Origin of the sequence: Mitsuaria sp. 7 (assembly GCF_001653795.1) — a bacterium.
Taxonomy (GTDB): domain Bacteria; phylum Pseudomonadota; class Gammaproteobacteria; order Burkholderiales; family Burkholderiaceae_C; genus Roseateles.
On sequence record NZ_CP011514.1, the window covers coordinates 4,906,214 to 4,918,754 of the forward strand.

A 12,541-nucleotide genomic window follows, 5' to 3' on the forward strand; every position below is an offset into this window, starting at 1 on the left:
CCACGGAGAGCCCGCCATGAGCGCCTTGAACTTCGCCTACACGATCGTCTACGTCGAGGACGTGGGTGCGTCGCTGGACTTCTTCGAGCGCGCCTTCGGCCTGCGGCGACGCTTCCTGCACGAGTCCGGCGCCTATGGCGAACTGGAGACCGGCGCCACGACGCTGTCCTTCGCCCGGCACGACATCGCGCGCGGCAACCTCGGCCAGGACTACCGGAAAGCGGAGGACGGCGCGCCGCTGGGCATGGAGATCGGCCTGTCCACGCAGGACGTCCCCGCCGCCTACGCGCAGGCGCTGTCCGCCGGCGCGCAAGGCCTGACCCCGCCGATCACGAAGCCGTGGGGGCAGGTGGTGGCCTACGTCCGATGTCCAGATGGAACGCTGGTCGAGATCTGCACCCCCATCTGAACGCTTCTGACGTCCCTGATCGGGGAACCGGAAGCGGGTGCGTCAGGCTTCGTCGCGTGCGCCGGGCCGCGGCTCGACCACGATCCGCGCGTGACGCTGGAAGGTGAAGTACGCCCAGGCCCAGTCCGCGAAGACGCGGACCCGGTTGCGGAAGCCGATCAGGAAGTACACGTGCACGAACAGCCAGAACAGCCACGCGGAGAAGCCGCTGAACTGGATCGTCCCCAGGTCGGCGACCGCCGCCTTGCGGCCGATGGTCGCGAGGTTGCCGTAGTCCCTGTAGCGGAACGGCGGCTCCGAGCGTCCTTGCACGCGCGCGAGGATCTGCCGCGCCGCGTGCCGGCCGGCCTGCTTGGCGCCGGGGCTCACGCCGGGCACCGGCTTGCGGCTGCCGTCCTTCTCGAGGCTGGTGGCCGCGGCCATGTCGCCGACGACGTAGACCTCGGGATGGCCGGGGATGTTCATGTGTTCATCGACGACCACGCGACCGGCGCGGTCCAGCGGCACGTCGAGCGTGCGCGCCAGCGGCGACGCCGCCACCCCGGCCGCCCACACCTTGGTCCGCGACGCGATGCGTTCCTTGCCGCCGTCGGCGGTCTGGAGGTCCACGCCCTCCTCGTCGATGCCGACGACGCGGCAGCCGGTCCGCACCACCACGCCGATGCGTTCCAGCTGCGCCTGGGCCTGCGCCGACTGCGCCGGCTTGAACGCCGCCAGGATCCGGTCCGAGCCCTCGACCAGCAGCACCTGCGCGCGGCTGGGATCGATGCGGCGGAACTCGTCCCGCAGCGTGTGGCGCGCGATCTCGGCCAGCGTGCCGGCCATCTCGACCCCGGTGGGGCCACCGCCGATGACGACGAAATTCAGCCACGGCGCGCGGCTGTCGGCGTCGGGCAGCGTCTCGGCGCGTTCGAACGCGCTCAGCAGCCGCGCGCGAAGCTGGAAGGCGTCGGCCAGCGTCTTCAACCCGGGCGCGTGCGTCTGCCACTGGTCGTTGCCGAAGTAGCTGTGCGTCGCGCCCGCGGCCACGATCAGATGGTCGTAGGCGAAGCGTTGCCCGTCGGCGAGCACGACTTCCCGCGCGTCCTTGTCGATGCGTTCCACATCGGCCATCAGCACGGTGAGGTTGCGCTGGTGACGTCGCATGTGGCGGATCGGCGAGGCGATGGCCGGCGCCGACAGCCCGGCCGTCGCGACCTGGTACAGCAGCGGCTGGAACAGGTGGTGGTTGCTGCGGTCGATCAGCGTGACGCGGACTGGGGCGCCATCGAAGACCTTGGTGGCTTCGAGGCCGCCGAAACCGCAACCGACGATCACGACATGGGGGAGCGCAACATGTGGGTCAGCCATGCGACACATCGTAGCGGGGATGACGACCTGGACAGGTCATGCCCATGGCTGACAATCGTCCGATGCGCCGCGCCGACCGACTGTTCCAGATCGTCCAACTCATCCGTGGACGCCGCCTCACCACCGCCGAGTTCCTCTCCCAGCGGCTGGAGGTCTCGATCCGCACGGTCTACCGCGACGTCGCCGCGCTGCAGCAGCAGGGCGTGCCGATCGACGGCGAGGCGGGCGTCGGTTACCGCATGCGGGTGGGCTTCGAGTTGCCGCCGCTGATGTTCAGCGCCGAGGAAGCCCAGTCGCTGGTCGCCGCCGTGCGGCTCGCGCAGCCGCAGCTGGATGCGGTGCTCGGGCAGCGCGCCGAGGAGGCGCTCGGCAAGATCTTCGCGGTGCTGCCCGGCGCCGCGCGCGCGGCGGCCGAGAGCCTCACCGTCTACGCGCCTCAACGCGGCCTCGACGACGCCACGCGGGAGCGCCTCACGCACCTGCGCCAGGCCACCGAGTCGCGCACCAAGCTGCGTCTGCATTACCTCGACCTCAGCGACCAGACCAGCACGCGCCTCGTGCGGCCGCTGGCCTGCTTCTTCTGGGGACCGGTGTGGACCTTCTCGGCCTGGTGCGAGCTGAGAGAGGACTTCCGCAGCTTCCGCGTCGACCGCGTGCAGCAGCTCGAGCTGACGGAGGAGCGCTTCCGCGACGAGCCGGGCAAGACGCTCGCCGACCTGCAGCGGCGCGAGAACGCGCGCGAGAACTGGGCCTAGGTCGAGGCCGGGCCCCTCGGCATCAGCGGATCGCCACGCCCTGCGGCAGCACCGCGGCGCGCGGACGCCAGCGCAGCAGCGGCGCCTCGATCCAGCGGTGGAAGGGCAGCGCGGCCAGGTTGCTGAGGAACCAGGCGGCCACCAGCGCCAGCGGCGCGAGCGCGTCCAGCATCGGCGCGGGACTCTCGGCCCGGTGCTCGTAGAGCGCGTTCACGAGCAGGCAGACCGGGAAGTGCACCAGGAAGAGGGCGTAGGCATGACGCGCCATCGACTGCACCGGCCCCTGTCCGTGCCGCTCGAACCACGCCGGCAGCGTGCCGCGGCGCCACAGCACGATGACGACGGCCGTCAGCGCGGCGACGACCAGACGCTCCCGGAACTGCAGTGCGAGCGCGGCCACCATCAGGCCGCCCAGTGCCAGCAGTCCGGCGCGACGCGCGGCCGGCGCCCAGCCCTGGCACCAGCACAGCAGCACGCCCAGCCCATAGGCGCCGAAGAAATAGATCGCGTAGGCGTCCATGTCGGCCATGCGGTTGAACTTCAGCAGCGATGCGGCGCAGAGCGCGCCCACGACGGCCGGCGCCATCCACTGCCGCGACGCGCGCGTCAGCGGCAGACAGCGCAGCGCCCACATCACCAGCAGCAGCAGCGCGAAGAGCTGGAAGTCGATGGCCACGTACCAGGCGCCGACGGTCAACGCCTCGACCGACATCAGGTCGTGCAGCAGCAGCGCGTGGGCCAGGATCTGCGTCAGGTGGACCTGGGTCGGGACCAGTTCCGGCAGCAGCGGCTCGACCAGCCACGACGCCAGCAGCGTCAGCCCCACCGCCGCCATGAACGGCGGCACCAGACGCCAGTAGCGCTGCGCCAGCAGGGCCGGTGCCGACCGGCGCAGCTGCGATTCCTGCGCCGAGAGCGCCCTCGCGCTGAGGTAGCCGCCCAGCACCAGGAACACCTGCACGGCCATGCGGCCATAGTCGTAGAGCCAGCCCGACAGCAACGGGAACAGACCGTGCATGGCTTCGGCGATCGGTCCGTAGACCGACAGGTGATGAAGCACGATCAATTGCGCGGCGGCCGCGCGCAGCGCGTCCAGCGGGAACAGGCGAGAAGCCATCGGGGGGTCGGCGGATTCGGTCGCCGACGACGCTCGAGGGGCGCTTTCGGCGGAAAACGAAGCGGCCACCGCAAGGTGGCCGTTGAATTGCGCCGGATTCTATAAGCAAATCAACAAGTTACATCGATGCACATGTTAGATGACGGTCGCGTGACGCCCGCGCGTCGTGTTCAGCGCTTCGAACGGGGGCCCGGCGGACGCGGCTTGGGCGTGGGAAACAGCGTCCCGTTGAAGATCGCCGCGAACCATCCGATGTACCAGTCGACCAGCCGCTGCGGCCAGGGTTTGGGGGGCGCTTTCACCGGCAGCGGGCGGTCGGAGGGATGCCGGCGCTCGACGGCGGCGGCGAAGTCCGTGAGCCGCGCCCGGAGCGCCTGCAGCCCGGCGACCTTCGACGGCGTGGCGGCTTCGGCCTGGATCACGAGCGCCACGTGCAGCAGCGCGCGGTCGTCGCCGAGCAACGCCAGCCGCAGTTGCGCCTGACCGGTCACGGCGCCGGTGCGAGGCCCGCGACCCTCGAAGCTCAGGCGCAGTCGGCTGGGGGCGTCGAGATCGAGCAGCAGCACGCGTCCCTCGAATCCCGGCAGCGACAGCGCGAAGGCGCCCGGCGCATCGCCGGCCTGGAGGCTGGCGCCCTCGGGCAGGCTGTCCGCGAGCAGGGTCAGGTCGTGCAGCGTCTTCCAGGCCAGGGCCTGGGGGATGGGCAGGACGAGATCGTCATTGAGGGCGAGCGTGGGCATTGGGGGGATTGTGGGCCCGTCCGCGCGACCGCGCGGCGGCGCGGGCATGCGCGCGGTCCGACGCAGGCGGGAACGAAATTCGCTATGGTGCGCGCATGGACAACATGGACCTGCAGGTGCTGCGCCAGGTGCAGCAATGGATAGACGCCGACCAGCGCGTGGTGCTCGGCACCATCACGCGGACCTGGGGCTCGGCGCCGCGGCCGGTCGGGTCTATCGTCGCGGTGCGCTCGGACGGGCTGATCACCGGCTCGGTATCCGGCGGCTGCATCGAGGACGACCTGGTCGCGAAGATCCGCGAAGGCGCGCTGACCCTGAAGACGCCGGAGCTGATCCGCTACGGCGTCGGCGCAGAGGCAGCGCAGCGTTTCGGCCTGCCCTGCGGCGGCACGCTGGAGCTGATGCTGGAGCCGGTCGGTGCGCACTCGGCGGTCGCGCCGCTGCTGGAGCGGCTGTCGCGCGGCGAACGCGTGCTGCGCACGCTCGACCGGTCGACCGGGGCGGTCTCGCTGGCGGAGCCTGGTGAACACTCGCGCGACGGCGCGGACCGGCTGGTCCTGAGCGACGCGCAACTGGTGACGCACCACGGACCGCAATGGCGGCTGCTGATCATCGGCGCGGGGCAGATGAGCCAGTATCTGGCGCAGATGGCGCTGGCGCTCGACTACCAGGTGCAGGTCTGCGATCCGCGCGACGACTACCCGTGGACGCTGATCGCCGCACCGCTGACGCGCGAGATGCCGGACGACGTCGTCCAGCGTTTGAAGCCTGACGGCCACACGGCGATCGTCGCGCTGACGCACGACCCGAAGCTCGACGATCTGGCGCTGATGGAGGCGCTGCGCGGCCCGGCGTTCTACGTCGGCGCGATCGGCTCGCGCGTGAACCAGGCCAAGCGCCGCGCACGGCTGAAGGAGCACTTCGACCTGACGGACGCGCAACTCGATCGGTTGCACGGCCCGGTGGGCCTGCACATCGGCGCCCGCACGCCGCCGGAAATCGCGCTGGCGATCCTGGCGCACATGACCGCGGAGCGGTATGGCGTGCAGGTCAGCAGCAGCGCGACGCCGGTGGATGGGAACGAGGCGGGGTGCGTGGTCTAGCGGAGTAGGTCACGGCAGCGCTCCGAAGCCCGCAAGCAGGTGGTCGGGCAGCGGCGCATCGAAGTCATCGGAAATGCGGATCTGCCCCTTGAGAATTCCATACGGGACGCGCCGTTTCCGTGGCAGGGGTTCGCCTCCAGCCGACTTCAGAGCGGCGATGGGTGGGCAAAGTGAAGTCGGAAACGGGAACCGCTCCGCGGGCTTGGGAATCGTGTTCATCTTGAGCGCTGTCCAAGGAGAAGGAGGACGAATCAGTCTAGGACTCGCCTCCCTCCAGGCCCTTCGATGAGACGCTCAATTCGACAGCTGTTTGTCCTGCGTCAGGAACCTCGTCGATCGCCCATGCAATGTGTGGCTTGCAGGTCCACCGACAGATCGAATTCGAATCCGCATCGACCAATCTGTGGCAGACGAGTGGATCGCTTCAATGACGCGCCTCGGGCCCGAAGCAGGCCCGGGCGTAGTCACTGACGCCACCGGCATGGGATCAATGACGCGAAGCTCGGTCCGCGCGGGCATATCCGCCGGCAGCCGGAAGTCCCAGGCAAGGCCGAGCCGCTTGAACAGCATCAGCATCCACCAGCCCGGGTCGAGCTCGCCCGGGTAGAGGCCCAATCGCGCGGAGCCAGGGAAGGCATGGTGGTTGTTGTGCCAGCTCTCGCCCATCGTCAGCAGCGAGGTCCAGCGGATGTTGCGTCCCTGCACGGCGGCACCTTCGACCTCGTGATGCATGCCGCCCGCGTTGTGGGCGAAGTGCCCGATCAGCCAGTGCCCCACGACACCGGCGCAGACGCGTGCACACACGCCCCAGCAGACGAAGGCCCAGCCGCCCACGGCGTACAGCAGCAACGCGGGTGGCAGCTGCTGCAGCATCCAGGTGCGTTCCAGCACGCGCAGGTAGCGGTCATCGGCGATGCGCGGCTCCAGCTCGACGCGCGGCTCGCGCGCGAGACGCAGCTCGCAATGCAGCTGCCACCAACCGTCGCGCCAGAATGAGACGCCATGGCGCAGGTAGGGATGGCAATCGGGCAGGCGCTGCGCGAAGTCGCGCAGCTCGTGCTGACGCAACAGTCCCAGCGGTCCCGCGAGCCCGACCTGGACGCCGAACCAGATCAGCAGCCGTTCCAGCCAGCGCGGCGTCTGGTAACTGTCGTGGATCAGCTTGCGATGGCTGCCGAGCGAGTGGCCCAGCAACAGCACCGTGACCGTGGCCAGCACGAACACCAGCACGGCGGACCAGGACAGGAAGTACCAGACACCGACGAGCGCGCCTGCCAGATTCGCGATCAGCCAGAGCGACTTCACCGGCGAGTAGCGGACTTCGCCAACGAGGACATCTCCCGGCGCATCGACATGCACGCGGTGGCCGTCGAGGGAATCTGGGGCGGCGAAAGGCATGGTGCTCTCCTGCGTCGACCCTTGGCGGATCTGACTCGTTGGGAGCATTGGAAACGAAAAAAGGGCCAGCACGCAGCTGGCCCTTGCTCGTCGTTGAAGCCCTCGCAGAGGACGGCACTCAACGCATGCTGTACCCGCGCCCGTCCATGCACGCCTCCACCGCGCGGTTGAACACGCCGGCGTCGTTCATCGACGAGGGTTGCGTCGTCGCCCAGCGGTTGCACTCCTGGCGGTCGGCCTCGGTCTGTGCGGTCGACTGTCCGTTGCGCGGATAGATGATCGGATCGGGCCGCGGAGGCGCGACCGGCGCGGGGGTCGCCGCATCGGCGCCGGGCGGCGGCGCGACGACCACGTAGCCCGGTCCCGGCGCAGCCACCGTGTAGTACGCGCCGTTGGCGTAGTAGTAGGGGTAGCCGCCGATGCGCAAGGTCACGTAGGCGCTCGGCAGGATGGGCACCACGAAGCCCAGCGGCGGGGCGATCACGCGGTAGCTCGGGCCCCACGGCTGGTACCAGACGCCGCCGTGATACCAGTAGCGGTTGCCCACGAACACCGCGCCGCCCGGCAGGCCGCGCGAGACGTAGCCGGGCGCCGGGTAGTAGTGGTCATGGTGGTAGCGGCTGTCCAGGCGCAGGCCAATGTCGACACGCGCCCCGCCGCCGCCGTGATGCTGCGCGGACGCCAGCCCCGCGGTCAGGGCCAGTGCGACGGGGATCAACCAACGAAGCTTGTTCAGGCTGCTCATGATCTGCTCGCGCCGTCCATCGGCGCCCAGGAAGTCCAGATGGCTTATTCAACGCCGCAGCGCTCGGCCACGTCTACGGGAGGGAGTTTCGCCGGGGTAAAGAACCATTGCTTCGAAGGCCCCGTGCAAGCTTGAATGCACGCCACAAGCACGCCTTCACGCACCTCGCCACACCGGTCGTCACCCGGCGCCGTGATCCGGATCGGCGATGATTCGCGCCGCCTGGCGCCTCCCCCGTCACGGCATAAGCCACGAGAGATTCACGAGACTTTCACGCCGCTTCCACGCGCCGCCCCGACGCCATGATCGAGCTCTACTACTTCCCCAGCAACGCCAGCTTCGCACCCCACGTCGTCCTGCATGAACTGGGCATCCCGTTCCAGCTGCGGCTCATCGACCGTGACAAGGACGAGCACAAGTCGCCCGCGTATCTCGCGATCAATCCGAACGGCTTGCTGCCGGCGATGCGCGACACGCGCAGCGCCGGAGGCGACGGCGCGGTCGACAGCGAGCTCGTGCTGTTCGAGACCGCCGCGATCCTGCTGCACCTCGCCGACACGCACCCCGAGGCCGGCCTGATGCCGCCGCTGGGCAGCGCCGAGCGCGCGCAGGCCTACAAGTGGCTGATGTGGCTGACCAACACGCTGCAGCCCACCGTCATCGCCTATTACTACCCCGATCGTTTCGTCGCGCCGGGCAACACGGCCGGCAGCGCCGAGGTGAAGGCGCAGGCGCAGGTCCGCGCCGGCGCGCAGCTGGATCTGCTTGCCGCTGAATTCGAGCGCCACGGCGGGCCGTTCGTGCTCGGCGAGCGCTACTCGGTGCTGGACGCCTTCGCGTTCATGCTCTGCCGCTGGACGCGCAACTTCGCCGACCCGGCGCGCAGCCGCCCAGCCCTGGCCGCGTTCCTCGAAGGCATGGCGCAACGCCCGGCGCTGCAACGCGCCGTCGAGACCGAGCACTTGCCCAAACCCTGGTTCTGAGCCGCACGACGCGCCGCTCGCGCGTCCCGCGCGACGTCGGCGTGCCAACGCCGATCGTCAGCGCGCCGGCAGCGCCCGCAGGTACTCGTAGAGGCGCTGGGCGATCGCGGCGCGCTCGGCCTCGGGGAGCCCTTCAGCGAGCGGCGGCATCGCCGTGCCGGGGCGCACCGCCGTCGGCGTCAGCACCCATCGCTTCCATGCCGCGGCGTCGTATCCCTTGACGACCACGTCGAGGTCCAGCGGCATCTTGTCGCCGCCGTAGCCGCGGATGCGATGGCAGCTCAGGCAGTGCACGCGGGCCAGTTCGGCCGCGTCCGCATAGGTGGTCGCGACGCCGGCCGGCATCAGCGCGCGCATCGACGACGGCCCGATGTCCACGGACACGATCTGATAGGGCCACTGCATCCCGCCTTCGGCCTGCATTGCCTTCGACGTCCGGTTGTCCCACACGAGATAGAACGGTCCGAGCGGCACCGGGGGGCCGCCCTTCTTGTCGTTGTCGACCTGGAAGGCGGTCCCGTCGGCGCGCGCATGGACCAGCCACGCGCGATGCTGCGTGAAGCGTTCCACCGGGATGCGGGAGATGAAGCCGTCGAGTGCGCGGAACGTCAGCTCCTGCCCCGGTGCGCGCCACCCGTCGCCGAGCACCGCCGTCAGCACGGCATCGGCCGGAAAGCCGACATAACGCACCTCGGGCATGCGGCCTTCATGCATCAGGTGAGGTTCGAGGACCGCGACCGTCACGGCCTGGCCGATGCGCGGGTCCAGCTGGCGGCTGAGCGCCGCCGGCTTCGGCAGTTCGACGGCGAGCGCCGGCATCGCGGCCCACGCGCTCGACATCACGATCGCCGCAGCGACCGCCCGGGCGGATCGCCTCACGGTCACGGCCCTCGCGTTCATGGCTTCAGGATCAGCATCCCGCGAGAGTGCGCCTGCACGTCCGACTCGTTCAACCACTCGCGTCGGTACTGGCCCTTGGCCAGCAGCTCGGCCTGGTCGCTGTAGTGCGCATCCGGCCAGACGCCGCTCTGCCCCACCGGATTGACGCCGAGCGCCTCCTGCGGCTTCGCGAAGTCGATCAGCCGGCGTGTCGACGGCCCGTAGACGACGCCCCACGGCGCGCTGCCGTTGCGCTGCGCCAGGTTGTTGGGCACCTCCTGCCCGCCGGGCACCGGGAACGGACCGACGTTGAACAGCTTGTCGAGCGGCTTCTGCTTGCCCAGCGGGTGTTCGTGCGTCAGCGTGTGGACGCTGTCCCACCGCCACTTCGTGCTGTCGGGGCCGAGCGTCATGTCCAGGTGCGCGATCGCCGCCTTCCAGGCGCGGCGCACGATGTCGGTCTGCGTCTCGCGCTGCGGCGTCGTGCGGTCGTCCCACCAGGGCGAGTCGGCGTCCGCTGTCAGCTTCGGCAGCGCCTGGTCCAGCGCGCGCGTGCGGCGCAGGTTCTCGAACTGCGCGTCGCCGAGTTCATCCTTCATCGCCGCGCGCAGCAACTCCGCCGCGAACTGCTGGAACAGCACCGGCGCCACGGCGTCGGCCTTGTACGCGCCGTTCCAGCGCACCAGCGCCTCGACCAGCGACTGCTCCTGGGTCGACGCCGAGCCGCGCAGCAGCGGAATGATCGGCCGCAGCACGCGCGGGCCGTAGTCGGTCTGCACGTCGAGCTGCAGCGCCTGGCTGTTGGTGACGTCCCAGCGCTTGCCCTGGTTCAGCAGCGCGTCCAGGCGGATGCCCCGCTCGGCCAGGTTGTAGTAGCCCGGCACCGGCGTGTCGCCCGCCGGCTGGAAGTTGGCCGACACGATGTAGCCGCGCGCCGGGTTCTCCTCGTGCGGATTCGCGGAGAAGGGCAGGAAGCCCGGCTTGTCGGCCTCGTCCGTCGCGCCGTCGAGCACGAAGGTCGGGTTCACACCCTCAGGCCGGATCGGCAGCCTGGCCGCGGCCCACCAGGCGATGTCGCCGGTCGCGTTGGCCCAGACGACGTTCAGGCCCGGCGCGTGGATCAGGCTCACGGCCTCGCGCGCGCGGTCCAGGGTGTCCGCGCGGTTCAGCTTGTAGAAGCCGTCGACCACCGGGTTCTCGGTCTCCAGGAAGGCCCACCACATCGCCACGGGGCGCTCGCCGCGGTCGCCCGGGATCGCGTCGTTGACGATAGGCCCGTGCGGCGAGCGGCGCAGCGTCAGCACCTGGTCCGGCTGGCCCTTGACCTTGAGCACCTCCTGGCGCGAGGTCATCGGCACCCAGCGGTCCTTGATCCAGACCTCGTTCGGATTCTCCGGGTTGACCTTCTCGGCGATCAGGTCGACGTCGTCGTTCTGGAACATCGTCAGGCTCCAGCCGAAGCGCTGGTTGTGCCCCAGCAGCGCCATCGGATTGAGCGCGAGGTGATGCCCGTAGAGCTCGAACTGCGGCGTGCGCAGATGCGCCTCCCACCACACGGCGGGCGCCGAGTACGCGATGTGCGGATCGCCCGCGAGCAGCGGCTTGCCGCTGGCGGTGCGGCTGCCGGAGACGACCCAGGCGTTGCTGCCTTCGAACTGCGGCAGGCCGGCCAGCTCCGCCGCGCGGCCGCTGACCCCGGCCAGGCGCGCCAGCATCGGCGCCACGTCGGCGAAGCGCCGGTCCGCGGCATTCGGCGCAATGCGGGGCCCCGGCGCATTCAGCGCCTGCGGCTCCAGCGCGCCCTTCGGACGCCAGGCGAGATCGAAGATGCGCAGGTAGTCCGGCCCGAGCTGATCCCGCACCGCCGTCAACGCCGGCTCGGTGCGGAAGGCCGCCGCGAAGCTGTACGCCAGGTAGCCGGCGATGCTGTAGGTGTCCGCCGCAGTGAACGGGCGCTTGGGAATGCCGAGGATCTCGAATTCCAGCGGTGCCGGGCGCGTGGCCTGGTACTGGTTGACGCCGTCCAGGTAGGCGTACAGCGCCCGGACCGCACCCGGCTGCGCGGTGATCGCGGACGAGGCGGCCGCCAGTTCATCGGCGCGCTGCCGGATGCCGAGCGTGCGGAACAGCCGGTCGGTCTCGACCAGCTTCGGGCCGAGGACCTCCGCCAGCTCGCCGCGCGACAGCCGGCGCAGCATCTCCATCTGGAACAGCCGGTCCTGCGCATGCAGGTAGCCGAGCGCGCGGTAGAGGTCGTCCTCGTTGCGCGCGTCGACGTGGGGCACGCCCCACTCGTCGTAGCGGACGGTGACCGGCGCGCTCAGGCCGGTGAGCTGCAGCTCGCCGTCGCGCACCGGCAGCTTCTTGTGGACATGCCAGGCCGCGCCCGCGGCGACTATGGCGACGAGCACGGCAAGCGTGATCGCGCCGCGCCTGAGCCAGCGACCGACGCTCATGGGCGTACCGGTGGGCGCAGGTGGGACAGCGCCTCGACGCGCTTGATCAGCTCGCGGTCGTTCCAGGGCTTGTGGAACATGCCGTACAGCCCCTGGATCTGATGCAGTCGGGCATGCAGCTCCTCGTGACCGGTGATGGCGATCATGGGCAGGTCCTCGGTGGCCAGCGCCCCCTGCACCGCCTTGATCAGCTCGAAGCCGTCCATGTTGGGCATCTCGAGGTCGGTGATCAGCACGCCGAAGCGGGTCTGGCCGAGCAGCTCCATCGCCTCGACGCCGTCGCGCGCGGCGACGACCTCATGGCCGGCGTCGCTGAACAGCTTCAGCAGCTTGGCGCGCACCACGGCGGAATCGTCGACCACCAGCAGCGGCAGGCGCCCGGTCGCGGCCGCGACCGGTGCCGGCGGGGGAACGGTGGCGGCGGCCGGCCCCGGCGGCAGCGGGCGCGGCACGGGCGGCGGCGCGTCGAAGTCACGGTAGTCGCCCCGACGCACCGTGATGATGATGATCAAGATGGCCAACGGAACGACGATCAGCAGCGGCAACAGGAACGGCTGCAGGGTCTCAGGCAAATCAAACGGCATTCGGCTCTCCGACTCCTCCCCA

At 70.1% G+C, this 12,541-nt stretch carries 13 protein-coding genes; 4 read left to right on the forward strand and 9 right to left on the reverse strand.

Annotated features, from left to right (window positions below):
• Positions 1-25: 25 nt before the first annotated feature.
• Positions 26-409 (forward strand): VOC family protein, encoded by a 384-nt coding sequence (locus ABE85_RS21575; protein ID WP_067283298.1) that lies wholly within the window; start codon positions 26-28, stop codon positions 407-409.
• A 42-nt stretch (positions 410-451) separates the two neighbouring features.
• Here ABE85_RS21575 and ABE85_RS21580 read toward each other — a convergent pair whose 3' ends face one another.
• The gene (locus ABE85_RS21580; RefSeq protein WP_067279499.1) at positions 452-1,759 is read right to left on the reverse strand and encodes an NAD(P)/FAD-dependent oxidoreductase; all 1,308 of its coding nucleotides are present in this window, start codon (positions 1,757-1,759) and stop codon (positions 452-454) included.
• Between the two features lie 62 nt (positions 1,760-1,821).
• On the opposite strand from ABE85_RS21580, the gene ABE85_RS21585 reads away from it, so the two are divergent.
• Complete coding sequence (locus ABE85_RS21585; RefSeq protein WP_067283301.1) at positions 1,822-2,514, forward strand: YafY family protein; 693 nt, start codon at positions 1,822-1,824, stop codon at positions 2,512-2,514.
• 22 nt (positions 2,515-2,536) lie between these two features.
• On the opposite strand, the gene ABE85_RS21590 is transcribed toward ABE85_RS21585, so the two are convergent.
• Positions 2,537-3,631: an acyltransferase gene (locus ABE85_RS21590; RefSeq protein WP_067279502.1), complete on the reverse strand. Its 1,095-nt coding sequence runs from the start codon at positions 3,629-3,631 to the stop codon at positions 2,537-2,539.
• Positions 3,632-3,801: 170 nt separating this feature from the next.
• Positions 3,802-4,371 (reverse strand): CoxG family protein, encoded by a 570-nt coding sequence (locus ABE85_RS21595; protein ID WP_067279506.1) that lies wholly within the window; start codon positions 4,369-4,371, stop codon positions 3,802-3,804.
• A 95-nt stretch (positions 4,372-4,466) separates the two neighbouring features.
• Here ABE85_RS21595 and ABE85_RS21600 point away from each other — a divergent pair, with 95 nt between their 5' ends.
• Positions 4,467-5,474: an XdhC family protein gene (locus ABE85_RS21600; RefSeq protein WP_067279509.1), complete on the forward strand. Its 1,008-nt coding sequence runs from the start codon at positions 4,467-4,469 to the stop codon at positions 5,472-5,474.
• A gap of 9 nt (positions 5,475-5,483) precedes the next feature.
• On the opposite strand, the gene ABE85_RS28130 is transcribed toward ABE85_RS21600, so the two are convergent.
• The 3 genes from ABE85_RS28130 to ABE85_RS21610 all read right to left on the reverse strand — a co-directional run bounded on the left by ABE85_RS28130 (position 5,484) and on the right by ABE85_RS21610 (position 7,617).
• Positions 5,484-5,693, reverse strand: a complete 210-nt coding sequence (locus ABE85_RS28130) for a hypothetical protein (RefSeq protein WP_197507107.1) — start codon at positions 5,691-5,693, stop codon at positions 5,484-5,486.
• Positions 5,694-5,768: 75 nt separating this feature from the next.
• A complete protein-coding gene (locus ABE85_RS21605; protein ID WP_082938831.1) occupies positions 5,769-6,872 on the reverse strand; it encodes an acyl-CoA desaturase in 1,104 nt (367 codons plus the stop codon).
• Positions 6,873-6,990: 118 nt separating this feature from the next.
• Positions 6,991-7,617, reverse strand: coding sequence for a DUF6515 family protein (locus ABE85_RS21610; protein WP_067279513.1), 627 nt, complete (start codon positions 7,615-7,617; stop codon positions 6,991-6,993).
• A gap of 302 nt (positions 7,618-7,919) precedes the next feature.
• Between ABE85_RS21610 and ABE85_RS21615 the strand changes: the two genes are divergently transcribed.
• A complete protein-coding gene (locus ABE85_RS21615; protein ID WP_067279516.1) occupies positions 7,920-8,600 on the forward strand; it encodes a glutathione S-transferase family protein in 681 nt (226 codons plus the stop codon).
• A 57-nt stretch (positions 8,601-8,657) separates the two neighbouring features.
• Here the strand turns inward: ABE85_RS21615 and ABE85_RS21620 are convergent, their stop codons facing one another.
• The 3 genes from ABE85_RS21620 to ABE85_RS21630 are packed head-to-tail and all read right to left on the reverse strand — an operon-like array spanning position 8,658 to position 12,519.
• Positions 8,658-9,500, reverse strand: a complete 843-nt coding sequence (locus ABE85_RS21620; RefSeq protein ID WP_067279519.1) for a hypothetical protein — start codon at positions 9,498-9,500, stop codon at positions 8,658-8,660.
• The gene (locus tag ABE85_RS21625) at positions 9,497-11,935 is read right to left on the reverse strand and encodes a penicillin acylase family protein (RefSeq protein WP_067279523.1); all 2,439 of its coding nucleotides are present in this window, start codon (positions 11,933-11,935) and stop codon (positions 9,497-9,499) included. The genes ABE85_RS21620 and ABE85_RS21625 overlap by 4 nt, the downstream gene beginning before the upstream one ends.
• Positions 11,932-12,519 (reverse strand): response regulator, encoded by a 588-nt coding sequence (locus tag ABE85_RS21630; RefSeq protein WP_067279526.1) that lies wholly within the window; start codon positions 12,517-12,519, stop codon positions 11,932-11,934. Before ABE85_RS21630 ends, ABE85_RS21625 begins: the two co-directional genes overlap by 4 nt.
• Positions 12,520-12,541: the final 22 nt, after the last annotated feature.